The sequence below is a fragment of the Azonexus fungiphilus genome (assembly GCF_003634965.1).
GTDB classification, from domain to species: Bacteria; Pseudomonadota; Gammaproteobacteria; order Burkholderiales; family Rhodocyclaceae; genus Azonexus; species Azonexus fungiphilus.
The window spans coordinates 187,389-210,632 of sequence record NZ_RBXP01000018.1; the positions used below are offsets into that span (position 1 = coordinate 187,389).

A 23,244-nucleotide genomic window follows, 5' to 3' on the forward strand; every position below is an offset into this window, starting at 1 on the left:
ATGACAAAATCCCCGCCGCCAGAGCCAGACCACGCCGCCGCCGACAAGGCGGCCGAGTTGCAACGGGCGTTCGCGATGTTCAACCAGGTCTCGGCCGACCTGACGCGAGCCTACGAAGCACTGCAACAGCGGGTGGCGTCGCTGACCGAGGAACTGGCCGTGGCCAACGGCGAACTGCGCCGCCAGTACCGTGAAAAGGAAGCCCTGTCCGAGCGTCTGTCGTCGCTGCTCGACGCCTTGCCGGCCGGTGTCGTCCTGCTCGATTCGGCAGCCCGGGTGAGCGCGGTCAATCCGGTGGCGATGGCGATGTTCGGGGCGCAGGCGGTTGGCCAGCACTGGGGCGATGTCGTCGCGCGCAGCCTGGAGCCAACCCTGACGGTTGGGGAGTGGCGCCTTGGCGAGGCCTGGCTGTCGATGGCCGAAAGCGTCCTGCCGTCGGGGGATGGCAAGATCCTGGTGATTCACGACGTGACCTCGGCGCAGCGGATGAAGGAAGAGCTCGAGCGCAGCCAGCGCCTGGCGGCGATGGGTGAAATGGCTGCCTCGCTGGCGCATCAGCTGCGCACGCCGCTGGCGGCGGCGCTGCTCTATGCGTCGAACCTGGGGCAGCCGGGGATGAGCGAGGAGGCGCGGGCGAAATTCTCCGACAAGGCGACCGGGCAGTTGCGCCGACTCGAGCGCCTGATCCAGGATGTGCTGCTTTTCGCCCGTGGCGAAAGCATCGGTCGCGACGTGATTCCGGCCGCCGAACTGTTCGCCGAGGCGGCGCAGACGATGGAGCCGCTGATGCGCGAGCACGCGATCGAGTTCTCCACGGTCGACGGCTGTGCCGGGGCAAAAATCGTCGGTAGCCGCAAGGCCTTGTCGGGCGCCTTGCTCAATCTGCTGGAGAACGCCCTGCAGGCAACCCCGGCAGGCGGCAAAATTTGCCTGACCGGCAAAATCTGCAGCGATTTCCTGAGTCTCTCAGTGCGCGACAGCGGCCCCGGCGTCGCGCCGGAAAAGCGTGATCGCATCTTCGAGCCGTTCTACACCACCAAAGGGCAGGGGACCGGCCTCGGCTTGGCGATCGCCCTCGGCGTTGCCCGGGCGCACGGCGGGACCATAGAAATTTCGACGGCGGCCAGCGAAGGCGCCGAATTTGTCATGACGCTGCCGATCGCGGCGGCGCAAAACGAAGGTTGATGCAATGAGCGAACACAGCTTGCCGGTTCTCGTGGTCGAGGATGATCCCAGCTTGCGCGAGGCGATCGGCGACACCCTCGAGCTGGCCGGGCGTCCCTACGTGGCCGTCGATGGCGGCGAGGCGGCCCTGCAGGCGCTGGCCGGGCAGGCGTTCTCGATCGTCGTCAGCGATGTGCGCATGATGCCGATGGATGGCATCACCCTGCTCAAGGAAATCCGTGCCCGCCTGCCGCATCTGCCGGTGGTCCTGATGACGGCCTATGCCGAGGTCGACAAGGCGGTCGATGCGATGCGTTCCGGTGCCTGCGACTTCCTGCTCAAGCCGTTCGAACCGCAGGCCCTGCTCGGTCACATCAACAAGTACGAACTGGCGGCGGCGCGCGATGACGGCGGCGTCGTCGCCGAGGATGCTGCCAGCCGCGATCTTTTCGCCATGGCCAGACGCGTTGCCCAGACCGATGCGACGGTTCTGCTGACGGGCGAATCTGGTGTTGGCAAGGAAGTGGTCGCTCGCTTCATTCACCGGAACTCGGCCCGCCGGGAGGCTCCGTTCGTCGCCATCAACTGCGCGGCAATCCCCGACAGCCTGCTCGAGGCGACCCTGTTCGGCTACGAGAAGGGCGCCTTCACCGGGGCCCAGCAGGCCCAGGCCGGCAAGTTCGAGCAGGCGCAGGACGGTACGCTGCTGCTCGACGAGGTCACTGAAATGCCGATGGGGCTGCAGGCCAAGTTGCTGCGCGTGCTCCAGGAGCGGGAGGTCGAGCGGGTGGGGGGCAAGAAACCGGTGGCGCTGAACATCCGCATCGTCGCCACCTCCAATCGCGACATGGCCGAGGCGGTTGCGCGCGGGGTTTTCCGCGAGGACCTGTTCTATCGCCTGAACGTCTTCCCGGTGGCAATTCCGGCCCTGCGCGAACGGCCGCTCGACATCGTGCCGATTGCCCGCCATTTCATCGCCGAGCACGGTGCCCGTTTCGGTCGTCCTTCGATGCAGCTGTCTTCTGCGGCGGAGCGTGCGCTTACATCGCACGCCTGGCCCGGCAACGTTCGCGAACTGGAAAACGTCGTCCAGCGAGCCTTGATCCTGGCGCCCGGCGAACGCATCGAGCCCGAGCATCTCAATCTTGCCGCCCAGCCGGTTGCCCGCCCGGCCAGCCCGCCGCCGGCAACGCTGACGGTCAACGACAAAAAAGGCGATAATCTCAACATCCGGGATCTGGAGCGCGAGCACATCCTGCAGACGCTGGCCGAGGTCGGTGGCTCGCGCAAGCTGGCGATCGAACGCCTGGGGATTTCCGAGCGGACGTTGCGCTACAAGTTGCAGCAGTATCGCGAGGAAGGTCATTACAGCGATTGATGCTGGCCCGCTTATTGCTGTGAATTGCTCGGTTGAAGGAGTCGAACATGGACACCAAGGGTATCGAACAAATGTTGAGCGTGCTGCGGACGACCGCAGCGCAGGCGTCGGGCAAGCCGGCGGAGTCGGCTGCGGGCGCGGCCGGCGTGACGGATTTTTCCGAGGTGTTGAAGAACTCGATCGACAAGGTCAACCAGACGCAGCAATCGGCCAACCAGATGGCGGAAAAACTTGCCGCCGGCGATACCAGCCAGAATCTTCACGAAGTGATGATCGCGCTGCAGACGGCCAGTGTCTCGTTCCAGGAAATGGTTCAGGTCCGCAACAAGCTGGTTACCGCCTATCAGGACATGATGAACATGCAGGTTTGACGCTGACGCGTCAGGCCAGGTATTTCTCTGCCGCTTCGCGCTGCGCCTGACGCAGCGCTTCCTGCTTGAGGCGGCGTTCCTCTTCCCGTTTCTCGATTTCCGCCTGACGTGCGCGGCGCTGTTCGGCGCGCCGTGCGGCGAGTTGCCGTCCATGGTGGATGGTGCGGCTGGCGAAGATCGCCAGGCCGAGGACCAGCGCACCGAGCAGGCCCTTTTCCAGCGGATTGTCGAGCAGGACGACGATCATCACGATGCCGAGGATGAGTTCGATCCAGAAATGTTGAAACTGTATGCTGCTGGGTTGCATGCCGGATAAAGCGCGTCCAAGGTTGGGCCGGAATTGTAATGACTGGCCGCGGCCTTGCCAAGAATGGCCGGCCGGCGGCGGTCATTGCGGCATGTCGGTCAGCTGAGCCCGCTCTCGCGGGATTTCCGCTCGCGTTCGAGGCGGGTGATGTAGCGTTCGATCAGGGTCAGGCGCGTCCCCGGCAGGTTGACGAACTCGCAGCCGAGGCGCAGTTGCTGCTCGCCGGCTGCGCTTTCGCAGCGGGAAATCTCGCGCACCCGCAGGTTTACCGAGAGAACGCTTTCGCCGGGAATGTCCAGGCGGCAGTCGGCGAAAAGTTCGCCGAGCGAGAATTTGTCGGCCTGGGCGATCGGGCCGGTCATGCAGAGCCCGCCGCCGCTGATGTCGAACAGAGGAAAATCGAAGGCTTCGGCGCGGCCGTCGGCATGCACGCGGGCCAACTTGCAGCGTAGCGGCGGCAGGCGCGGGGTTTCGATCCGGAAGAATTCGCGACGCTGCAGGCGCAGCATGCTTGCCGGCAGGGCGGTTGCGAGGGCCGTCTGTTGATCGTGCCGTTGCTGGCTCAGGGGGCCGAGGCGCAGCTGGATCTTGACCCGGTCGACCAGGGTCGACAGCGTCGTCTGTTCCGCCTTGAGTGCTGCTTCGAGCTGTTCCGGCCGGCCGGGAAGGTCGAGCAAAATCTGCTTTTTTTCGGTGTCGACCGCCAGAACGGTGCTGAGAAAGAACTGGCGCCCGGCGTCCAGATAGAGCGTGACGAAATTGCGCTGTTCCTGAAGCGCGCGCAGGTGACGCTGGATTTCCAGCGGATTGGCGACGATGTACTGGCCGTAGTTTTCCGGCTGGTCGATTTCGAATACCGGAACGGAGATTTCTTCAGAGGCTGCGGTCATGGCCTGGGCAATGGCGGTGCTTGGGTTTATCGGGGCGGCGTCGCCGTAGGCTCGCCCTGTTCGATGCGATAGAGCCAGGCCAGTAATTCGGCGACGGCCATGTATAACTGCGGGGGAATGTGTTCGTCAATGTCGACCTGGGTGAGCAAGGCCACCAGTTCCGGTGACTCATGCACGAAAACTCCGTGTTCGCGGGCCTTGGCGATGATTTCCTCGGCAATCAGCCCCTTGCCCTTGGCAACCACCCGCGGCGCGGCGTCGGTCTGCCGGTAGGCGAGAGCGATCGCTTCACGCGCCGGATCATTCTGTTTCGGCGGCTTCATGGTCGATCAGGATCTGGCGCAGGTTCAGTCCGGCTGCCTGCAACTGGGCCTGCAGCGCGGGCAGGGCGTGGCGCAACCGGGCTTCGCTGGCGTCCGAGCCCGAAATGATGCGGATGCCCAGTTCGCCGCCGGGCTGCAGGTGCAGACGGGCGTCGATGTCGCCCAGTTGCGGCAGTTGCAGGCGCAGCCGGGTGTGCCAGCGGGCGCTGGCTTCATCGCCGACCAACTGACGGTCTTCCGGGTTCTCGCCGATTTCCCACCACATCTTCTGGCCTGGCCAGATCTGGCCTTGCCAGGCGAAATTCTGGCTAGCCAGGCCGTCGAGCTGCTGTTGCACGAGCGGCGCAATATCTCGGGGAATGCCGCCGGCCTGGGCTGCCGGCATGCCGGCAGCCTCGCGCGCGGTCGTTGCCTGGCTGTTGCTCGGCGGGTTGGTCGCCGCTGTCATTTCGGCCGGCAGCTTGCCCTGAGGTTCCTGGCGTAACTGTTCGGTCGGCAACTGGCCGGCGACCCAGCGTGCCTGGTGGGCTTCGTAGAACATCCCGCTCTGGCTGAGCGCCTGCTTGAGCACCGGGGCCAGGTCGGCGCCGTCCTTGGGCATGCTGGCGACAATCGCCTGGTTACCGTTGAGCGGTGCTGCCGGAGCCCGCTTGCCTTCGCCATCGATCCCCTGCATCAGGTCGCCGATCAGCTTGCCAGCGGAACTCAGGGAGGTTGCCACTGACGGATCTGCCGTCTTCGCCTGGGCATCGGTGCGGTTGGCGACAAAAGCCAGGGTCAGCTTGCCGTCGCTTTCCGCAACTTCAAGTTCGAGGCTGTCCCCGGGCTTGGCCGAGAACGGCAGCGCCAGTGTCACGTCGCGCTGGCCGACCAGCGCACGATAGCTGCCGTTCGGCAGCAAGGCCTGGATCTCGGCAAATATCCTTTGCCCCGGGACCAGGTTGCTGAGAATGTCGGTGATGCGCTGGCTTGGCGCTACCGGCTGGGTTTGCTGTGACTGATGGGCGCTCGATGCGTCGGCGAGGGTGGTGCGCAGCGTGCTGGCAACATCCGGCGGAATCATGCTTTGACGGCGGTTTGTGCGGTCGTCGCGAGCGCGTTAACGAGCGGTGCGATCTGTTCCTTGCGTTGGGTGCAGGCGGCAATCGCCCGCCCGAGCTTTTGCAGAAGCGCCTCGATCTGCTTCCTCTGAGCGGCATCGCTGCTTGAGCGCGCAGCGGTCAGGGCCTGCAGCAGCGAGGGTTCGAGGTCAGGGAGGCGATCCCAGTCGCCATGCTCGAGCGTCGCCAGAAGGGTGTCGAGTTGCTGGTCCAGCGCTTGCAGGCTGCGTTCCGTCGGCATCTTGCTTTGCCGTTCAGAGGCCGCCGGGACCCTGGCGCAGGCTTTCGCCCATCTCGCGCCAGGCACCGGAGATTTCGCCGAGCAGTTTCTGCACTTCGCGAATGGCAGCAGCGTCCCGGTGTACGTTTGCGTAGATCAGGCGCGAAACCATGTACTCGTAAAGCGCTTTCAGATTCTGGGCGAGCTCGCCGCCTTCCTCGACATTCAGGCTGGCGGAGAGCCCGCTCAGGATGATGTCGATCGCCTTCATCAGGGCGTCGGAGCGCCCCTGGATATCGTTGGCTTCAAGGCAGACGAGCGCTTGATGCATGGCGGTCTCGGCACCGTCGAACAAGAGGATGATGAGGCGATGCGGATCAGCGCCGCGGATTTCGGACTCGAGATCAACCTGCCGATAGGCAGCGATTGGATTTGAAAACATTGGGTCTTCGGAAACGGTTTTCCTGAATGGCCGGCAAGTTTAACTGAGGCCTGCCAGTGTCTGCGTCAGGTAGCTGCTGGTAGTCTGCATCGAACTCACGTATTTGTCGAGGGCGGTGAATTGCGCCTTGTAGCGTTTCTCGACCAGCGCGATGCGGGCTTCCAGCGATTCCTTGTTCACGTTGAAGCGGGTGATTGCACTGTTCATCGTCTCCAGCTTGTTGGCGACGATGCCGCCGCTCGCCTGCATGGTTTCGATGGCGGAGTTGAATTCCTTGCCATAAGCCTGCAGCAGGTTGGTCACCGCGGTCGGGGAATTGCTCAGGGCAGCCTGGAGCTTGGTCTTGTCGAAGGTCAGTTGTCCCGATTGCTGGATGACCACGCCGATTTCCGAGAGCGACTTCAGGCTGTTCGAGGCCAGGTCGCTCGGCGTTGTCGTGCGTGAACTGCCAAGCACGCTCAAGACCGAGCGGGCCGAGGCATCGCCGTTGAACAGCCCCGCAGTCTTGGCCGTGGCGTCGTAGTTGCTGTTCGACTTGATCATCGTCGCGACAGCGTTGTAGGCATCGACGAAGCTCTGGACCGCCTTGGCAATGGTATCCGGGTCGTTCTTGACCGTGATCGTCGAGGTGCCGGTCTTGCTCGCCGTCAGGTTGAGCCCGGTGATCGCGTTGGTGAAAGTATTCGTCGACGAACTCACCTCGATGCCGTCGATCTTCATGATCGCACTCTGGGCCGAACTGCGCAGCAGGCCGGTGGTGGTTTCGTCGAAGGCAAGCGCGCCGGCACCCGAAACGGTGGCCGTCGACGTCATCGAGAATCCCTTGCCGTCGCCGGATTCATTGCCGGTGAAGACCATTCGTTGGGTGCCGTCGGAGCCGGTCACGACGGTCGCCGTCAGGCCAATCTTGGCTTCGTTGATCTTGGCGCTGACTTGCTGCAACGTGTAAGGGCCGGGGGCGTCGAGAACGATGGCCGGCTTGGCTTCGCCGCCGACGGTAAAGTTCAGCTCTCCCGCGCTGACGGTCGCACCAGCGGCATAGGCCGCCGAAAAGCTCTTTTGCGCACTGGCCAGTTGCGTCACTTCCATCGTGTACGAACCGACCGCGGCATTGAAGTTGGCGGTGGCGCTGACGATGGTCGCGTCGCTTGAAGAGGCGCTCGTGGCCGAAAGCCGCGACGGGTACTGGAGGGTTTCCGCGGCAGTCTGCAGCGCGTCCAGCTTGCTGTTCAGCGTCCCGTACAGCGATATCTTGCTGTTGGTGGACGATATCCGGCTTTCCAGCGTGGTGATCGGGGTGCGCTCGGCAGCAATGATCTTGCTGAGCATGCCCTGAAGGTCTACGCCGGTGCCGATACCAAGTGAGCTTACGCTGGCCATGATGAAATCCTTCCGTGTGCGTTCTTAAGCCTTGTCTTTTATCAGCAGGCCCTGCAGCTTGTCCAGTGCTTGCGCCAAAGCCACCGCTTCTTCCGAAGGCATCTGGCGAATCACTTCATTGGAATTGCGGTCGACAATCTTGACCACGCGGATGCCCGACGCTTCGTCGACCGAGAAGTTGATTTCGGACTGATTCGCGGCAACGAACTTGGTCAGACGGTTGACTGCTTCGTCCACGTCCTGGCGGCTGGGTTGCGGGGATTGTACCGAGTTGCCTTCGCTACGCGCCTGTGGCGAGCTGACACCCTGAGACGGAGGCGAGACGTTTCCGCTTTTCGCCGGCGAATTGCCGGGGCGGGCGATTTGCTGCACGCTTTCTGCACGCGGGGCAGTGGTGCCGGTGACGCCCATGGAATCGATAGACATTTTCTACTCCTGACGAACAAAGGTGCGGGGGCTTGTTCAAGCCGCCGCACCTTTTCCGAAGATCGGGTTTTGCCGGTTAGCGCAGCAGCGACAGCACGTTCTGCGGCAGGGCGTTGGCTTGCGCGATCATCGCCGTACCAGCCTGCTGGAGAACCTGGAAGCGCGACAGGCGGGAGGTTTCTTCAGCGAAGTCGGCGTCCATGATCCGGCTGCGGGCGGCTTGCTGGTTTTCGTAGCTGACGCGCAACGCCTGGATCTTGTATTCCTGGTTGTTCATCGTCGCACCGGCAGAGGCGCGGGAGTTCGAGACGCTGGTCAGCATCGCCGCATCGGCCGTCGAGGTGACGGTAACCGAGGTGAATGAACCGCCCTTGGCCACGGCGTCCGTCTGGATCGCGTTGGCGTTGGTGACCAGTTGCGCGATTTCGGCATCGCCGCCACCCATCTTGGTCAGTTCGATGATGCGGGTGACGATGTCGCCAACCACGGACAGGGCGCCGTCACCGATCTGAGCAGCGGAAATTGCATCGGCAGCCTGACGGATTTCAACGGCGGTAACGCGAGCCGAGGATTCCTTCTGCATGCCGGTGGCCAGGCCGGAGGCATCGTCCTTGGCCGAGTTGACCCGCAGACCCGAGGACAGGCGCTCGATCGCGGAGCTGAGACCGAGGGAGTTCTTCGCCAGATTGCGCTGAGCATTGAGCGAATAGGTGTTGGTGTTAATCTGAGTCATTTTGCATCTCCTGATGAGTTAGTACCGGGTACCGCAATCCAGATCTCTTCCTGTCGCTGTCCCAATTGTGCGGCGATTACTTCGCTGACAAGTTCATTTACGACGCCTCCGGAAATAACTTTAGCCTGTTTGTGTGTATTTATCTTTTTTTGCTCAGACCGGCAGATGCGCCAGCAACCAATCGTCGAGATGGTCTTCGAGAATGTAATGGCGGAGGACCCATTCACGCATCGCCAACCCTTCCCGTTCACGGGCATCCGCATCGTGGATGCGCTCGCGCAGCGCATCGATCCATTCCGTCGGACGGTTCCTGACGCGGCAGGCCGGGCTGTTGCGATAGGGGTCGATATCGGTGCATACGACCGGGATGCCGAGAATTCCGTACTCGAGCAGACGGAGATTGCTCTTGGCGCGATTGAAGGGAGTTTCGGCGAGAGGGGCGACGGCAATGTCGAAGTTCAGCGATGCCAGGTAAGCCGGGTAATCGGCGAAACCGACCAGCGGATGGTACTCGGCCAGCAGCGGGCGGATCGACTCCGGGCACATGCCCATGAAAACCCAGTCGGCGTCGGCACTGGTTGCCTTGATGATTTCCTCGAGCAGCAGCAGGTCGTCCTGGTGCGTGGTGCCACCCGCCCAGCCGATTCGCGGCTTCCTGCCGGTACGTTTGGCGCTGCTGAGCGGCAGCCAGAGCGCCTGCTCGAGGCGGTTGGGGACGACCTTGATGTCCTTGATGTGATGGCTGTGGTAATCGGCCAGATAGTCGGTAGACACGATCAGGCGGTCGCACAGGGCCAGAGAATGCCGGATGCGCTCTGCCGGGTTGGGCGGGTTGGTGGCGCGTAGTGGATTGCTTTCCGCCAAGCCGGTGACCAGGTCGTCCAGTGTCTGGATGACGAAGGGACGGGCGGCGATCCGGCGAATGTCCTGCAGTTCCTGCAGGCAGGAATTGCCGAGATAGTTCTGGACGACCAGAACGTCGGGCGCCAGCCTGAGCAGTTCGGCCGGATGGGCTGGCCGGTAGGCGCCCTGGTCCCAGACGCAGCGCTGGATCTGTCCCTTGGCATGCAATGCGTCGAGCGGTGCCGTTACCCGGTAGTAGCCCTGGCCGTTGGTGACCGGGCGGGCGAGTATGCGCAGCTTAAGGCTGGGGACAATGTGCCAGGGCGGCAGGAGTTCGGTTTCCAGCCCGGGAATGCGCCCGGTCAGCGAGAGATTGGGGTTCCAGAAGGGATCGGACGCTGCCTCCGGGTACCAGCGGTCGATGAAGGCGTCGCGCGCGGCGTACTGCGCCAGCTGCTTGCGCGCCAGGACTTCCGGGCGCTCCGGCAGCGGGCCGGTGGCTGGCGGCTGGTAGACGATGTTGGACAGTGGCTGGTAGATCAGTCGTTCGCCCTGTGCGCGTAGCCTGAGCCCGAGGTCGGCGGCTGACAGATCGGCCACGATGGCGCCGTCGTCGATGCCGCCAGCCTGCAGGTAGCTGCTCTTGCGAACCAGGAAGCCGCCTTTCGGGAGGGTGCCGAGATCCCGTGTCGTGCGCAGCCAGTTGAGTGGGACGCTGGTGCCGTACTTGACCCGGCCCCGGTAAGGGGCGTCGAGCAGGCCGTTCAGGCCGAGTACCGGGCCAGCACTGTTGATCAGCGAGGTGCCGGGCTGGATTTGACAGGGCACGACCGCACCGATGCCGGATTGCAGGGCATTGCGGATCAGCTCTTCGAGCCAGCTGTCCTGGACGATCTGCACTTCTTCGTCGAGGAACGCCAGGAATTCACCGTTCGCCGCCTGGGCCGCCAGATTGCAGAGCGTGGCATGACTTTGCGCTGCCGGCGGCGAGAGCAACTCGATACGGACCCCGGGGGTTGCCTGTCGGCGTTCGATTTCGGCGAGCAGGTCCGGGTCGGTGTTGCCGTCCGGCTTGCAGACGATGATGTCGAATGCCGGATAGCGGGTGTAGCGCTGGATGGTTTCGAGGCAGCGGGCGATGCTCGAATGCAGAACGTCGCTGGCCGAGATCACGATGATGGTGACGCTCGGTGCTGCGCTCAGCGGGTAGCGGATGTGCCAGCCCTGCGTGCCGCTGTCGAGGACTTCGGCGGCGATGCCTTGTCCGCGCAGATGGGCCAGGACTGCGCTGCGGCATGCCTGGCCGTGCTCGGGGGCATTGTGCGGATGGCTGATCAGGATGTCGGCAATGTGGCCGAGCGAGTCCCAGGCGTCGATGGCGGCGATCGCCAGGAGCTTGTCGAACCACGGGCAAGGCGAATCGTGGCGCACCTCGGCGGCAAGCCAGAGGGCCCGGCGCACGCAGAGCGGTCCGGCCAGGTCGCTTTCGAGCAGCGCGGCCCGGTTGACCCCGGGTTTGAGGCGCGGGTTGGCGCGGCTGCCGGACTCGTCGTAGCAGTCGTCGTCGACGAAGAAGGCGGCGTGTTCGGTGTTGCTCGCTGCGGTTCTGGCGATCCGCCAGAGATAGAGCGGGTCGGGACGGCTGCCGACGGGCAGTTCGATGACCCAGTCGTACTCGCTGCTTTCGACCAGCTGCCGGGTCAAGGCGGCGAGGTCGGCTGTTTCGGCAACGGTATGCCAGCCGATGCAGGGAATGTCGGCGAGGCCTTCGGGAGCCGGCAGCGGCGTCAGGATGTCGAGGTGCCAGCCGGCATGGATTTGCTCGCCCAGCGCGTCGAGCGTGCTGGCCAGGCCGGCACCGTCATCGGCAGCGACCCGGACGATGATCTGGAAGGCGGCCTGGTCGCCCTCGCGATTGAGGACGGCCGGTGCGCTTTGGGCGACCAGCATGGCGCGGCGGTCGAGCCAGCGCAGGTAGTCGTCGTCGCGGCAACTGCTCCGGGTGGTTCCCGGCTGGCGCTGGACTGCGGCGAGCATCCCGGGCGACTGCAGGGTGATCGCGCACAGCCCGGATTCGGCGTAGGCCTCGCGGAACTGTTCGGCAGCGGCCGGACGATCCGCCAGCGGCAGGCTCCACAGTGCCTGCATTTCATTGCGCAGCGGCTTGCCGTGCTGCCGGAACTGCTCGGCCTTGCGATACACGGTCTCCACCATCGCCTGGGTCAGCGCCCAGGACTGGTCGCGCGCCGCCTCGTGGGCAGCCGGAATCCAGCGCAGGCTCTGGCGTGCCCGGGCAAGGGCGTCGCTTTCGCCATAGACGGCCAGGCCGGGAATGCGGTGGTGCGGGTCGCCGTCGGGCAGCGGCAGGTAGTCGCTGCGAACCAGCAGCACCGGGCAGCCGCAGGCCAGCGCCTCGCTGATGATGCCGGAGGGCTCGTAGCAGTACAGCACCTTGCTGCGCCGGAGGATGTTGGCGATTTCCTGCGGCGTGCGCTTGACCTCCTGGCCGAGGCTGACCAGTTGCTCGTGCTCGGGCAGCAGCGGGCGCTGGCCGAGGAAGTACTTGTTGGCGTAGTAGCACTCGAGGGTGCGCGCCGCGTCGTCCGGGTTGTCGTCGTTGTGGAAGACGCTTTCGTCGACCGGGTGGATGAACAGCGGCTGGCCGCTCATCTGCGGCGGCAGGCACCAGGCTTCGTAATAGAAGATCAGGTCTTCCGGCTCGAAGTCGATGTCCTTGCCCAGGTGGCCGGGGACGTTGAGCAGCCAGCGGGCGATCAGCGGCGTGTTGGCCGGATTGTCGGAGACCACCTCGGGATAAAGGGTGACCGGTGTCTGGCCGGCCAGGAAGTGTTCTTCCAGTCGCTTCAGGGTGAGCACCGGGGTGCGCAGTCGCGGCGAAGTGACCTGGGTGCCGACCAGGTAGGCCTCCTCGCCCATTTCGTTGAGGATGTGGCAGAGGTAGTGCAGCACGCGGATGCCGCCGGAACTGTCGCGGTAATCGGGGGCGTGGATGTAGAACGGCACGTTGCTGCGCTCGTTGATCGAGCGCGGGCGCTTGGCGGCGGGGCAGAACGTGGCGTGATGGTGATCGGTCATGAGGGTTTTCGCGGCGGGGCGTTGGTCGGTCGGCGATTCGGTTTTCGGGGTTTTCTACCCGTCGACCGTGAACCTGCGGATCTGCGCCTGGTGGCGGCTGGCGTGCAGGAAGAAGAAGTTGGTTTCGACGGTTTCCTCTGTCATCCGGGTAAACGGGAGCAGCTTGCTGCCGTCGCTGGTGAAGGCGCGGTAGCCGTGGCCGGCGAGCAGCTCGAAGATCTCGTTCGGGTCGTAGCCGTACTTGGCCGACCACTTGCGCAGGATTTCGGCGAGGATGATCGGCTGGTGCCGGGCCAGGGTTTCCGCGGCGCCCTGGAAAACGCGCAGCTCGGCGCCTTCGACGTCGCACTTGATGAAGTCGGGCGGCGCCAGGCGATGCTCGGCGACGTAGTCGTCGAGGCGGTGCAGCTGGCACTCGACTTCGCTGACGTCCGGGCGGCCCGTCAGGTTAACGCCGGAAGCGTTGCCCGAGCAGGCTTCGTAGAAATAGAAGGTGTGCGCGCCGCGGCGCTCGGCGAGCGCGACGTGGTGGGTGCGGATGTTGGTGAAGCGGTTGAGCGCGATGTTGCCGGTCAGGTGCTGATAGGTTGACGGGATCGGCTCGAAGCACTCGAAGCTGGCATGGCGGTAGGTGGCGGCCAGATTCAGCGAATGCCAGCCGATGTTGGCGCCGATGTCGTAGAAGTGGCGGCAGCCTTCGAACAGCTTGAACATCATGCGCGACTCGCGCGGCTCGAAGTCGTTGAAGTTGAAGGTCTCGACCGGCGGCGAGCGGTGGTCGCCCGGCTGGTAGCGGATGCGCACGCCGGTGCTGCGGGTCGTGAACACGACGCCGGACGCGTCGATGCTGATCTCGCGGATGTCGGTCTCCGGCAACAGGGTGGCGTACTCGAACAGCTGCCGGTGGTAATCCTGGTAGGCCTGTTCGATGTACCGGGGTTTGTCGACCTGCCCGGCGGCGAAGTCGCTCCTGAGTTGCGCCAGCTTCATTGGATGCATTCCTGATAGTGTCGGATCGTTCTTTGGAATCCCGCGAGCGGGTCTATTGTCATTTCCCAGCCCAGCGCACGCAACTGGTCGACCGAGGCGTCGGTGCTTTTGAAATTCACCCGGGTCATCGCCTGGGCCGGGCTGGTCTGGCGCTCGACCTGGCCGAGCGGCCGGGGCAGCGCGCGGTCGTTGAGCAGCGTGGCCAGCTCGAGGATGCTGATCGGTGCCGGCGAGGCGACGTTGAGGACGGCGCCGGGCGCGGCCTTGGCCAGCGCGACGAGCAGGCCGCGGACGAAGTCGGCGACGTAGAGGAAATTGCGGACGGCGCTGCCGTCGCTGGTCAGGCGGATCGGTTCGCCGGCCAGCAGCGCCCGGACGAAATCGGCGTAGGAGCGGCCGTCGTCGAGCTCGAAACCCGGCCCGTAGGTGATCGACGGGCGCAGGATCAGGACCGGGATGCCGTATTGCTGCTGGTAGGCGAGGCAGAGCATTTCGCCGAAGCGCTTCGATTCGAGATAGCAGTTGCCGAGTTCGGTGCAGCTCAGCGGGCCATACTCGGATTCGCTCGACGGCCGTTGTTCGTCCGGGATGAAGCCGGTGACGCCGGTGGTGCTGAGATAGACGAAGCGGCACGCGGGATTGCGCCGCCGCAGCTGTTCGAGCAGCGCCTGTGTGAGGATCGCGTTCGGCGTCAGCACGTCGACCGGCGAGCCGGCGAAGTGCTTCGGGCTGGCCCGGCTGGCGCAGTGCAGGACGAGGTCGAAATCGGCGGCGGCGAGCGCGGTGGCGGCATCCTCGTCGACGGCGAAGCGGCACGGCAGGCTGGCGTGCTCGGGAAACTTTTCCTGCAGGCGGCGCGGGTTGCGCAGATGGGCGGTGAGCTCGCAGCGCAGGTGGCCGCCGGCGATCAGGAAGCAGAGGAAGTGCACCAGATACCAGCCGATCTGGCCGCTGGCGCCGGTGACGTAGATCCGCCGGCCCTGCAGCGGCTGGTAGAGCGACTCGACCGCGGCGAGGGCGGCGAAGTCTTCGCGCATCGGTGTCGTGATCATCGGCGGTTGATTGCCTGCGCGTGCTGCAGCAGGGCGTCCTGGCGGAGGGCGTCGACGTCGATCGTCGCGATGTTTTCGGTGTAGTGGCGGATCAGCTTGCGGATCGAGATGTCGATCGGTGAAAAATCGAGATTTTCGAGGGTCGACCGTAAACGTCCGTTGTCGCCGGTGTAGGGGCGGCCCAGGCCGGGCGTCGCGATCGTGTAGCCGCGGTCGATGCCGAGGTTCAGGTCGACCAGTTCGACGATCCGCGACAGCCTGACCGATTCGTCCGGGGTGACGTTGAACTCACCCTGGCGGACGTTGCCGTCGATCAGGCGGTCGACGATCGCGCAGAAATCCTCGACGTCGAGGTAGTCGTAGAGCGCGTCGCGGATCAGGGTGATCTCGAGGCCGGCCAGCCGCTTGGCGATGGTGTTCGAGATGAACTTGTAGCGGTAGTCCTCGTGCCGGCCGAAGATGCCGAACAGGCGCAGCGTGACGACGTCCTCGAGGTGCCGGGCATGGCTGGCGATGACGAATTTCGAGAAACCCTGGCTGTCGCTCGGGATGTGCTGGCCGAGGTAGTCCTCGCGCATGTTCTCGACCCAGTTGTCGCGGTTGTAGCTCGAGCCGCTGCACAGCGTGTACAGGAGGGCGCCGGCCGGGCGGTGGCGGACGAGGTTGAAGAACATGCGCAGGTTCTGCTCGCAGACGTCGCTGTCGTAGCCCTTGCCGACCGTGTTCGAGGTCGCCGAGTGGATGATCAGGTCGGGCTGCGTCGCCGCCAGGCAGGCGGCGACCTGGCCGCTGTCGGTCAGGTCGAGTTCGGCCTGGCCCGGACTGAACAGCGTGAAATCCGGGCGTCGCGCCAGCGACTCGCGCAGGTTGCGGCCGACGAAGCCTTCGCCGCCGGTCAGGAGGATACGTTTCATGTCAGTGCAGCCACTTTCCCTCGATGGTCGGGATGATCTCGCCGGTCGTCGCCGGCACTTTCAGGTCCATGATTGCCAGGAATCTGTCCCAGCCGCCAGAGATCCGGTATTCGTGACATTTTTCCAGGTGCGCGGCGGCGCCTTCGGCGTCGCCTTCCTTCATGCGCACGTAGCCGAGGCAGAGGTTGGCCATCAGGTGGTCGGGTCGCAGGTTGAGCACGTTGCGGAAGCCGGCGGCGGCGGTGGCCAGGCGGCCCAGTCGCAGGTCGCTGTTGTAGAGGAAGTTCAGTTCCAGATTGAAGACGTACTGCATGTCCTGGATGTAGTCGGCGCTGAAGTCCGGGGTGTTGATGACGGCGGTCCGGTAGTCGGCGCCGAGCACATTGCCGGAAATGTAACCCTTTTCCGAGGCGATCTTGTGGATTTCGCTGCCGACCACCGGACTGGCGCAGACCACGTGATACCAGTTGGCCGGGATCGTGCGCAGGTTCAGCCGCGCCTCCTCGATGTCCTGGCGGGTTTCGCCGGGCAGGCCGATGAGCACGTTGGCGTTGGTGTAGATGTCGAGCTTGCGGCAATCCTCGGTGACCTGGCGGGAAATGCTCATCTTCAGCGGCTTCTTCATCTGGTGCTTGAGGACCTTCTCGCTGCCGCTCTCGAGCGGCAGCACCAGCTGGTTGACGCCGGCCCGCTTGAACGCCGACAGCGTCTCGTGATCGAGCGAATAGAGCGTCAGGCCGTTCTGGAAGATGGCGTTGAGCTTCTCCTGCTCGATGAAGCCGAGGATCGTCAGCACCCGTGCCTTGTCGGCCATGAAGTGGTCGTCCTGGAAGATCAGCGTTTGCGCGCCATAGTCCTTGACCAGCCGGCGGATGTCGGCGAACACCCGGTCGGTCGAGTGATAGCGCATCTTCCGCCCGTGCACCTGGTGCGAGGCGCAGAAGGTGCAGTGGAAGGGACAGCCGCGTGAAGTCATGATGTGGTAGCCGGTGCTGTCCGAATGCGCCGCATAGGAGGTCATCACCGGATTCAGGCTGTGCCGGCCGTGGTCGCACAGCGCGTAGTCGTAGAACGGGATTTCGTCGAGGTCGACGATGAAGTCGTGTTTCGGGATGAAGAAATCTTCCAGCTTGCGCGCGGTGATCCATGATTCGGATCGTTCAACGTATTCCTGCGGCGATTCGGCTTCGATCAATCCCAGCATCGGCTTTTCGCCTTCGCCGAAACAGAGGGCGTCGAAATAAGCGAAACCGCCGGTCTGGTGGATGTGCTGATAGGAGTTGGTCGGGATATTGCCGCCGCCGACCAGAAAGGAGTCCGGCCAGAGTTCCTTGACGGCTGCGCCGAGTTCGATGAAGTTCTGGTAGGACGGGCTGAACAGGCTGGAGATGCCGATGATGTCCGGGCTGAAGTCGGCGACGAAATGCTCGGCCAGGTATTTTCTGGCGAAGCTGGCGAAATCGGGGTAGTCGAACTCGTCGAGTGCGCTGACCTCGACGTTGAAGTCCACCAGCCGGATATCGAGGCTGTAGTGTTTTTTCAGGTAGGCGGACATCGACAGCAGGCCGAGCGGCAGGTCGGTGGCCAGGCTGTTGACGATGCGTCCGTTCTTGATCACGGTGCGCGCGTTCTTCGGCGGCGAAACGTAAGACTCGTACGAGATGTGGACGGGTACGAGGAAGAGCATTTTCTTTTTGGGTTCTTTGACCATTTGGGGCTCCTGTTGGTGTCTGGGCTGTTGTTGTCTGTGGCGCAATGGTCGTTTGCCGTGTCTCCGGCAATCACTCTGTGGGGGGGAATTGCTCCGCGTGGTAGTGGATCGGTAGCGCCCGGATCCGGCTGATGACCTCCTTGGGGTAGATGCCGGGGACCATCACCAGGATCACGTCGATGCCGCAAGCGGGATCGAGGAGGATTTCCGGCGGCCTGATCCTGAGGTGTGATATCGGCGAAAACTTGTCGTGCTTGAATTTGGCCGAGTCGATGATGCTGTCGATCAGCCGGTGATCGGCCAGCGAGATCAGCGCCAGCGTCCGGTGCCCGGCCCCCCAGACGGCGATCCGTTTGCCTTCGCCGGCCAGGCTGCGCAGCCTGGCGTTGAAGCGCTCGACCAGGCCGTCGAGCGCCTGCTTGCTGCTGGCGATGGCGCCGCGCGGGCGCTTCTGGGCGACGATCTGGATGTCGTACTGGTTGTTGATGATCTGGCACTCGAGCAGCGTGAAGCCGGTCAGGCGCAGCGCGGTTTCCAGGCTTTCGGCGGTGAAGTAGAGCAGGTGGTCGGCGACGAATTCGTGCGCTGACTGGCTGTCGAGCAGGAAATCGAGGTTGGGCACGGTGAGCAGCAGGCGGCCGTCGTCGGCCAGCAGCGCATGGCATTTCTGCAGGAAGGCACGGGCGTCGGGCTGGTGCTCGAGGTAGTTGAACGAGACCAGCAGGTCGTGGCGGCCGTGGTGTTCGGCACCGAGGTCGAGCAGGTAGGTGTCGCTGACGCCCTCGGGCAGCGGCGTGGCGGCAGCGAATTCGATGCCGCTGGCGGCGAACCCGGCCTCGCGCAGGAGCGGCAGGTTGTCGCCGCCGGCGCAGCCGATCTCGAAGGCGCTGGCGCGCTCGCCGAAGCTGGCACGGAGTTGCCGGAAGAGGGTCAGCCGCTGCTCGCGGACGACCGGCGACAGCGAGGCGGCGGTGATCACCTGGCGGTAGTAGTCGACCGCCTCGTTGCGCAGTTGCGTCAGCCCGCAGTCCGGGCATTCGGCGACTTCGAGCACGATGCCGCGATCGTCGGCGAATTCCTCGGGCGTCGGGTAATACTGCGCCGCCTTCGGAAACGGGCCGATGGCGACGACGTCGTCGGCGCTCAGCGGGGCGCGGCAGAGGCGGCAGGTGAAGGGCGTGGCGGTCATGCGTCGGGGGCCAGGTCGAAACTGGGTTTGCTGGCGGCCACCGCTTCCCAGCGGCTGCGGTTGAGGCCGAGGTTGTAGGCGGGCAGGCCGTGTTTGACGCAGGTCTGGCAGATGCCGGCCTGCGCCTTGCCCTGGCCGATCTGCGCCTTGCTGGCGGTGAGGAAGTTGGCGGCGACGATGTTGGGGCCGCGATTGAAGGTGGTACAGCAGATCGGCACGCTGAGGTCCCAGTTGATGATCGTCTGGTTGGCCAGGAAAGGGCAGTCGGCCGGGGAAATCGACGGATTTTCACGGTCGACCGTGCGCGAAGCCGAAATTCCCTCCTCGACGCTGACCAGGAGCTTCGGCTCAAGCGCCAGCGTGCTCGGACTGGGGCGGCCTTCGAGCTTGTCGATGACGCGTTCGAGCGGCATCACCAGGGCGAAGGTGGTGGACAGGAAGAAGCCGAGTTCGGCACACAGCTCACGCATCTTCTGCAGGTTGCGGCCGTTGTTGTTGTTGTACAGGTGGTAGTTCACATCGACGACGGTGTCGAGCCGGTACTTGTCGATGTAGTACCTGAGTCTGAGCAGGTTGGAGCGGACCAGATGAATGTTGCCGCCGCCGTGCGTGTCGTTGTAGGCCTCCGGGTAATAGCCGGAGAGCGAGACCTTGAGGTATTCCGGGTTGTGCTGCATGACCTTGTGCAGCAGCGCCTCGTTCTTGATCGACAGGTTGCTCGACAGGGCGGCGGCGATGCCGTGACGGTGCAGGTAGTCGACCATCTCCGGCAGCGCCGGGTTGAGGAAGGGCTCGCCCCAGCTGTAGAGGCTGATGTGGGTGACCAGGTCGTTCTCGGCGACGATTTTGTCGATGACCTGACGATAGGTCTCGAAACTCATCTGCCCGCGCGCGTACTTCTCGCCGCCGGCGCCGTGGGCGCAGGAGAGGCACTTGAGGTTGCAGGTGCCCATCACGTCGACGGTGTAGAACAGGTCGCAATAGCCCGAGTAGTTGATGAAGCTGTCGGCCGGGAAACCGTAGCCGAGGAGCTGGCGGTTGATTTCCGCTTCCTTGGTCGAGGCGGCGACGACGATCTTCAGCCCCGGGTGCTGCGCTCGCAGCGCCGGCAGTTCGGCTGGCGGGTGGCAGGGCAGGCCGGCGATGCGCTGGCCGGCGAAGGCCGGGTCGGAATCGATGAAGCCGAGTACCGCGATGCCGTGGGTGCGGCACAGCCGGACCAGGCCGAGGCCGGTCATGCGGGCGCCCCAGATCAGTACCGGGACGTCGGCGAGCTGGGCCAGCAGGTCGGCCTGGCGGGTGTTCATGTCACCCTGCCGGCGGCGAATTCGGCTTCGTACCAGGCGAACAGCCGGCGTACCGAGGCTTCCATCGGCGTGAAGTCAAAGCCGCCGATGGCTTCGAGCAGTCGCCGGTTGTCGCCGGTGTACACCGAGTTGATTTCGCCATTGACCACGGTCAACGCGTTTTCGCGGCCACTTTCGCGGTCGATGATGGTGGCCAGGTCGACCAGGCTGCGGGGGATCGAGGTGCACACGTTGTACGACTTGAAGGCCGTCGGCAGCGTCAGGAAGCGTTCGGCGATGCGGGCGAAGTCCTGGATGTCGAGGTAATCGAACACCGAATTGCGGTTGACCGTGATCGTCCGGTTGCGGATCGAGGCGCAGATGTTGTTCGAGATGAAGCGACGGCTATGGTCCTCGTGCTCGCCGAAGATGCCGAACACCCGCAGGTTCACGAAATCGTGCGGCGAGCGCTCGATGTCGCGGGCGATGCAGAACTTGGAAATGCCGTAGGTGTCGCCGGGAATGTTGCTGCCGAAATAGTCCTCGGCCATCATCGGCTTGTAGTACGGGATCGCGTATTCGGCGCCGGAACCGATGTTGAGCAGGCGGCCGAACAGGCCGGCGCAGCGTTCCAGGTTGAAATGGATGTGCAGGTTGGTTTCGACCGACTGGATGTTGATCGCACTGTTGATCACGACATCGGGGCGGTGTTCGCGCAGCCAGGATTCGACCGCGCCCTGGTCGAGCAGGTTGAGTTCGGCGCGGCGCGGCGCGAGCACGGTGTAGGGGCGGGTCGCCAGGTAGGCGGTGAGGCCGCGGCCGATGAAGCCGTTGCCGCCAAGGACGAGGATCTTCATCAGCGCGACACCTCGGCGAGCAGCGGGCGGATCTTGTCGAGCAGGACGGCCTTGTGCGGGTCGAGGTCTTCCTCGACGCAGACCACCGGCGCCGTGCAGTTCTTGCAGAAATTGATGTCGCAACGCTTGCCTTCGAGCATGGCGACCTGCAGGGCGCGCAGCTGCTGGCCGTTCCAGATGTCCTTGACCGACATCTGCTCGACGTTGCCGATGACGACCTTGCGTGGCCAGTCGAGCGTGCACGGGCTGGTCGTGCCGTCGCAGTTGAAATGCAGGTACATGAAGATGAACGGGCAGACATCCTTGTCGGCCTTGACCTTCTGCGCGTACATGCCGGTTTCGCTGACCTGGTTCTGCTTGTCGAGCTGGACCTCGGCCCACTGCGGGACGACCTTCTCGATGAAGATCTCGTCGCAGATGTTGCCGAAGGTGTCGAAGAAGTAATTGCGCTCGGCCTCGTCGAGGACGAACTTGTGCAGGATGTCGCGTGACAGGGCGCTGGTCTGGTCGGCGATCTTGACGTAGATCTTGCAGTCGCCGCGGATCGAGTACAGGTGCCTGACGCCTTCGACAATCGCCGCGAAGCTCTGCTTGACCCCGGCCACCTGGCGGTAGCGCTCGTCCGACAGGCCTTCGAGCGAGATGTTGATGCGCTGCAGGCCGCTGTCGATCAGCGCCTGGTTGAGCACCGGTTCGAGCTGCGAGGCGTTGGTGAACAATTCGACGATCTCGGCGGTGCCGCTGTCGCGGGCGTAGCGGATCATCGCTGGCAGGTCGGGGTGCAGGGTCGGTTCGCCGTGGTTGCCGATCTTGATCTTCTTGATTTTCCGGTCGAAGGCCTTGAGGTCGTCGACGATCTTCCTGAACAGTTCGAGCGACATCATGCCGCGCTTCAGGCCGACCGCCTTCATTGCCTGGCTGTCGGCCTGGAAGCAGAAGCTGCACTTGTAGTTGCAGACGCTGCAGACGTCGATATGCACCGAGAACGGCGTGCTCAGCGGGACCTGGTCTTCCAGCGGCACCTTGGCCGCGGAATGGATGCGCGGCTGGATGACGGCGGCGATGTTTTTCTCTGTCACGGCGATTGCCTTTTGCGGGGTGATTCAGTGATGGGGGACGTTTTCGGACAGCACCTGCCAGCGCTTTTCCAGCATTTCGATGCGGGCGTTGTCCTCGCGGTGAATGAAGCCGTGGTAGTCGCGTTTGTTCTGCAGCCAGAGCAGCTCGAAATGCACGGCGACGCGCAGGCCTTCGTGCATCTCGGCGATATCGAGCGCGTTGGCGCCGAAGATCACCTTGCGCGTCTCGAAGCGGGTCAGGTGGCTGTTGCGGATGTCGGCCAGGAAAGGCAGCGCGTCGGCCGAGACGCCACCGCCGACGACCAGGTCGAGGCCCTTGTCGCGGCACTGGCGGGCGGCCTCGTGACAGAACTCGGACATCCCGGGCGAGTTGACCGCATCGCGGCCCCAGCCCATCGAGCCGACGAAGTCGACGCGGCCGAAGACAATCCCGGCCAGACCGCCGGCAACCGCCATGCTGGCCATTTCCGGCAGCGAGCTGAAGGTCGTCCGCGTTTCCAGGTTGAACAGGAAATCGGTGTCCTGCTGCTCGTCCTGCGAATAGACGTGGTCCTTGGCGTGGATGAACTTGCTCAGCGCGTACGGGGTTTCGACCATCGGCGCGATGATGTATTCGACGCCGAACTGCTTGCTCTCGATCAGGTCGCGCATCGCTTCGCAGCCGCCGACCTTGAGCCCGATCTTGAGATCGGCCTTGCGGGCGATTTCCATCAGGCGCAGCAGTTCGTCCACACGCGTTCCTTCGGCCTCGAATTCGGCTTTGACGGCAACGCAGCCGTATTCGTTCTTGAGCGTCTTGAGAAGACTCAGCATCTTGCGTTCGCAATTATTCATGGTGTGGCCTTTGCTCAATCGTGGATAACAGGTTGAAGATTTCCGCGTGATGCCGGAACGTCAGTGTACAGGTGGATTTCCGGACGCCGTCGTCGTAGCCGCCGGCGAAGAAGGCGAAATCCGCGCCGCCGGCTTCGGCCAGCGCCTGGTCGACCCGGCTGTCGCCGACCACCAGGCTTTCGCCGGGGCGACTGCCGAGCGCGGCCAGGCAGGCCTGCAGGTTGTCCGGATGCGGCTTGGCGGTGGGCAGGTCGTGGCCGGCGCAGACCGCCGAAAAGTATTCGCCGAGGCCGGTTTCAGCGAGGACCTTCTCCGCCAGCGGGCGCGGCTTGTTGGTGCACAGGCCCAGGCGGGTGCCCGCTGCGCGCAGCCGGGCCAGGGTCTCGCGGACCGCCGGGTAGAGCGTCGCCGGGTCGGTCGGCAGGGCCTGGTAGCGGGCGCGGAAACGTTCGAGGAAGGGCTGTGCCTCGGACTCGGGGATGTCGAGAGCAGCAGCCACCATCGCCTTGCCGCCGACGCTCAGCCAGGGCAGGTAGTCGGCGCGCGCCAGCGGCGGCAGTGCCTGCTCGGCGCGCAGGCCGTTGAGCAGTGCGGCGACGGTCGCGGCGCTGTCGACCAGGGTGCCGTCGAGGTCGTAGACAATCGTTGAGTACATGGTG

Annotated in this window: 23 protein-coding genes; 3 read left to right on the plus strand and 20 right to left on the minus strand. The window is 64.2% G+C overall.

Going from position 1 to position 23,244, the window contains the following annotated elements; translation table 11 throughout:
* Genes DFR40_RS14720 through fliE form a run of 3 tightly spaced genes read left to right on the plus strand, consistent with a single transcriptional unit; the run spans position 1 to position 2,913 of the window.
* Positions 1-1,185, plus strand: a complete 1,185-nt coding sequence (locus DFR40_RS14720; protein WP_121459253.1) for a sensor histidine kinase — start codon at positions 1-3, stop codon at positions 1,183-1,185.
* 4 nt (positions 1,186-1,189) lie between these two features.
* Positions 1,190-2,542, plus strand: coding sequence for a sigma-54-dependent transcriptional regulator (locus DFR40_RS14725; protein WP_121459254.1), 1,353 nt, complete (start codon positions 1,190-1,192; stop codon positions 2,540-2,542).
* A gap of 47 nt (positions 2,543-2,589) precedes the next feature.
* Entirely contained in the window at positions 2,590-2,913 is a 324-nt protein-coding gene (gene fliE / locus DFR40_RS14730) for a flagellar hook-basal body complex protein FliE (RefSeq protein ID WP_121459255.1), read from the plus strand.
* Positions 2,914-2,923: 10 nt separating this feature from the next.
* On the opposite strand, the gene DFR40_RS14735 is transcribed toward fliE, so the two are convergent.
* The 20 genes from DFR40_RS14735 to DFR40_RS14830 all read right to left on the minus strand — a co-directional run bounded on the left by DFR40_RS14735 (position 2,924) and on the right by DFR40_RS14830 (position 23,240).
* The gene (locus tag DFR40_RS14735; protein ID WP_121459256.1) at positions 2,924-3,220 is read right to left on the minus strand and encodes a hypothetical protein; all 297 of its coding nucleotides are present in this window, start codon (positions 3,218-3,220) and stop codon (positions 2,924-2,926) included.
* A 98-nt stretch (positions 3,221-3,318) separates the two neighbouring features.
* On the minus strand, positions 3,319-4,110 hold the full coding sequence (locus tag DFR40_RS14740; protein ID WP_121459257.1) for a flagellar brake protein: 792 nt from the start codon (positions 4,108-4,110) through the stop codon (positions 3,319-3,321).
* Between the two features lie 26 nt (positions 4,111-4,136).
* Positions 4,137-4,433: an EscU/YscU/HrcU family type III secretion system export apparatus switch protein gene (locus DFR40_RS14745; RefSeq protein WP_121459258.1), complete on the minus strand. Its 297-nt coding sequence runs from the start codon at positions 4,431-4,433 to the stop codon at positions 4,137-4,139.
* On the minus strand, positions 4,411-5,496 hold the full coding sequence (fliK, locus tag DFR40_RS14750) for a flagellar hook-length control protein FliK (RefSeq protein WP_121459259.1): 1,086 nt from the start codon (positions 5,494-5,496) through the stop codon (positions 4,411-4,413). Before fliK ends, DFR40_RS14745 begins: the two co-directional genes overlap by 23 nt.
* On the minus strand, positions 5,493-5,774 hold the full coding sequence (locus DFR40_RS14755) for a hypothetical protein (protein ID WP_121459260.1): 282 nt from the start codon (positions 5,772-5,774) through the stop codon (positions 5,493-5,495). Before DFR40_RS14755 ends, fliK begins: the two co-directional genes overlap by 4 nt.
* A 13-nt stretch (positions 5,775-5,787) precedes the next feature.
* A complete protein-coding gene (gene fliS / locus DFR40_RS14760; RefSeq protein WP_121459261.1) occupies positions 5,788-6,195 on the minus strand; it encodes a flagellar export chaperone FliS in 408 nt (135 codons plus the stop codon).
* Positions 6,196-6,234: 39 nt separating this feature from the next.
* Positions 6,235-7,575, minus strand: coding sequence for a flagellar filament capping protein FliD (gene fliD, locus DFR40_RS14765; protein WP_121459262.1), 1,341 nt, complete (start codon positions 7,573-7,575; stop codon positions 6,235-6,237).
* A 24-nt stretch (positions 7,576-7,599) separates the two neighbouring features.
* Entirely contained in the window at positions 7,600-8,001 is a 402-nt protein-coding gene (locus DFR40_RS14770; RefSeq protein WP_121459263.1) for a flagellar protein FlaG, read from the minus strand.
* A 76-nt stretch (positions 8,002-8,077) separates the two neighbouring features.
* Positions 8,078-8,734, minus strand: a complete 657-nt coding sequence (locus tag DFR40_RS14775) for a flagellin (protein ID WP_121459264.1) — start codon at positions 8,732-8,734, stop codon at positions 8,078-8,080.
* 153 nt (positions 8,735-8,887) lie between these two features.
* Complete coding sequence (locus tag DFR40_RS14780) at positions 8,888-12,673, minus strand: glycosyltransferase (RefSeq protein ID WP_121459265.1); 3,786 nt, start codon at positions 12,671-12,673, stop codon at positions 8,888-8,890.
* A 54-nt stretch (positions 12,674-12,727) separates the two neighbouring features.
* Positions 12,728-13,663 carry an FkbM family methyltransferase gene (locus DFR40_RS14785; protein WP_170160240.1) on the minus strand — a complete coding sequence of 312 codons (936 nt, stop codon included), beginning with the start codon at positions 13,661-13,663 and terminating at the stop codon, positions 12,728-12,730.
* On the minus strand, positions 13,660-14,715 hold the full coding sequence (locus DFR40_RS14790) for an NAD-dependent epimerase/dehydratase family protein (protein WP_121459267.1): 1,056 nt from the start codon (positions 14,713-14,715) through the stop codon (positions 13,660-13,662). The genes DFR40_RS14785 and DFR40_RS14790 overlap by 4 nt, the downstream gene beginning before the upstream one ends.
* Positions 14,712-15,629, minus strand: coding sequence for an NAD-dependent epimerase/dehydratase family protein (locus tag DFR40_RS14795; RefSeq protein WP_121459268.1), 918 nt, complete (start codon positions 15,627-15,629; stop codon positions 14,712-14,714). Before DFR40_RS14795 ends, DFR40_RS14790 begins: the two co-directional genes overlap by 4 nt.
* 1 nt (position 15,630) lies before the next feature.
* Positions 15,631-17,340, minus strand: a complete 1,710-nt coding sequence (locus DFR40_RS14800; protein ID WP_121459269.1) for a B12-binding domain-containing radical SAM protein — start codon at positions 17,338-17,340, stop codon at positions 15,631-15,633.
* A gap of 70 nt (positions 17,341-17,410) precedes the next feature.
* Positions 17,411-18,529, minus strand: a complete 1,119-nt coding sequence (locus DFR40_RS14805; protein ID WP_121459270.1) for a class I SAM-dependent methyltransferase — start codon at positions 18,527-18,529, stop codon at positions 17,411-17,413.
* Positions 18,526-19,836 carry a radical SAM protein gene (locus tag DFR40_RS14810; RefSeq protein ID WP_121459271.1) on the minus strand — a complete coding sequence of 437 codons (1,311 nt, stop codon included), beginning with the start codon at positions 19,834-19,836 and terminating at the stop codon, positions 18,526-18,528. Before DFR40_RS14810 ends, DFR40_RS14805 begins: the two co-directional genes overlap by 4 nt.
* Positions 19,833-20,672: an NAD-dependent epimerase/dehydratase family protein gene (locus tag DFR40_RS14815; RefSeq protein WP_121459272.1), complete on the minus strand. Its 840-nt coding sequence runs from the start codon at positions 20,670-20,672 to the stop codon at positions 19,833-19,835. The genes DFR40_RS14810 and DFR40_RS14815 overlap by 4 nt, the downstream gene beginning before the upstream one ends.
* The gene (locus DFR40_RS14820; RefSeq protein ID WP_121459273.1) at positions 20,672-21,751 is read right to left on the minus strand and encodes a radical SAM/SPASM domain-containing protein; all 1,080 of its coding nucleotides are present in this window, start codon (positions 21,749-21,751) and stop codon (positions 20,672-20,674) included. The genes DFR40_RS14815 and DFR40_RS14820 overlap by 1 nt, the downstream gene beginning before the upstream one ends.
* 24 nt (positions 21,752-21,775) lie before the next feature.
* Positions 21,776-22,585, minus strand: coding sequence for an aldolase/citrate lyase family protein (locus DFR40_RS14825; RefSeq protein WP_121459274.1), 810 nt, complete (start codon positions 22,583-22,585; stop codon positions 21,776-21,778).
* A complete protein-coding gene (locus tag DFR40_RS14830) occupies positions 22,578-23,240 on the minus strand; it encodes an HAD family hydrolase (protein WP_121459275.1) in 663 nt (220 codons plus the stop codon). Before DFR40_RS14830 ends, DFR40_RS14825 begins: the two co-directional genes overlap by 8 nt.
* Positions 23,241-23,244: the final 4 nt, after the last annotated feature.

Bases quoted from the DNA above. Each gene is read 5' to 3' on its own strand.
- DFR40_RS14720 (WP_121459253.1), top strand. From the start codon at position 1: ATGACAAAATCCCCGCCGCCAGAGCCAGACCACGCCGCCGCCGACAAG.
- DFR40_RS14725 (WP_121459254.1), top strand. From the start codon at position 1,190: ATGAGCGAACACAGCTTGCCGGTTCTCGTGGTCGAGGATGATCCCAGC.
- fliE (WP_121459255.1), top strand. From the start codon at position 2,590: ATGGACACCAAGGGTATCGAACAAATGTTGAGCGTGCTGCGGACGACC.
- DFR40_RS14735 (WP_121459256.1), bottom strand. From the start codon at position 3,220: ATGCAACCCAGCAGCATACAGTTTCAACATTTCTGGATCGAACTCATC.
- DFR40_RS14740 (WP_121459257.1), bottom strand. From the start codon at position 4,110: ATGACCGCAGCCTCTGAAGAAATCTCCGTTCCGGTATTCGAAATCGAC.
- DFR40_RS14745 (WP_121459258.1), bottom strand. From the start codon at position 4,433: ATGAAGCCGCCGAAACAGAATGATCCGGCGCGTGAAGCGATCGCTCTC.
- fliK (WP_121459259.1), bottom strand. From the start codon at position 5,496: ATGATTCCGCCGGATGTTGCCAGCACGCTGCGCACCACCCTCGCCGAC.
- DFR40_RS14755 (WP_121459260.1), bottom strand. From the start codon at position 5,774: ATGCCGACGGAACGCAGCCTGCAAGCGCTGGACCAGCAACTCGACACC.
- fliS (WP_121459261.1), bottom strand. From the start codon at position 6,195: ATGTTTTCAAATCCAATCGCTGCCTATCGGCAGGTTGATCTCGAGTCC.
- fliD (WP_121459262.1), bottom strand. From the start codon at position 7,575: ATGGCCAGCGTAAGCTCACTTGGTATCGGCACCGGCGTAGACCTTCAG.
- DFR40_RS14770 (WP_121459263.1), bottom strand. From the start codon at position 8,001: ATGTCTATCGATTCCATGGGCGTCACCGGCACCACTGCCCCGCGTGCA.
- DFR40_RS14775 (WP_121459264.1), bottom strand. From the start codon at position 8,734: ATGACTCAGATTAACACCAACACCTATTCGCTCAATGCTCAGCGCAAT.
- DFR40_RS14780 (WP_121459265.1), bottom strand. From the start codon at position 12,673: ATGACCGATCACCATCACGCCACGTTCTGCCCCGCCGCCAAGCGCCCG.
- DFR40_RS14785 (WP_170160240.1), bottom strand. From the start codon at position 13,663: ATGAAGCTGGCGCAACTCAGGAGCGACTTCGCCGCCGGGCAGGTCGAC.
- DFR40_RS14790 (WP_121459267.1), bottom strand. From the start codon at position 14,715: ATGATCACGACACCGATGCGCGAAGACTTCGCCGCCCTCGCCGCGGTC.
- DFR40_RS14795 (WP_121459268.1), bottom strand. From the start codon at position 15,629: ATGAAACGTATCCTCCTGACCGGCGGCGAAGGCTTCGTCGGCCGCAAC.
- DFR40_RS14800 (WP_121459269.1), bottom strand. From the start codon at position 17,340: ATGGTCAAAGAACCCAAAAAGAAAATGCTCTTCCTCGTACCCGTCCAC.
- DFR40_RS14805 (WP_121459270.1), bottom strand. From the start codon at position 18,529: ATGACCGCCACGCCCTTCACCTGCCGCCTCTGCCGCGCCCCGCTGAGC.
- DFR40_RS14810 (WP_121459271.1), bottom strand. From the start codon at position 19,836: ATGAACACCCGCCAGGCCGACCTGCTGGCCCAGCTCGCCGACGTCCCG.
- DFR40_RS14815 (WP_121459272.1), bottom strand. From the start codon at position 20,672: ATGAAGATCCTCGTCCTTGGCGGCAACGGCTTCATCGGCCGCGGCCTC.
- DFR40_RS14825 (WP_121459274.1), bottom strand. From the start codon at position 22,585: ATGAATAATTGCGAACGCAAGATGCTGAGTCTTCTCAAGACGCTCAAG.
- DFR40_RS14830 (WP_121459275.1), bottom strand. From the start codon at position 23,240: ATGTACTCAACGATTGTCTACGACCTCGACGGCACCCTGGTCGACAGC.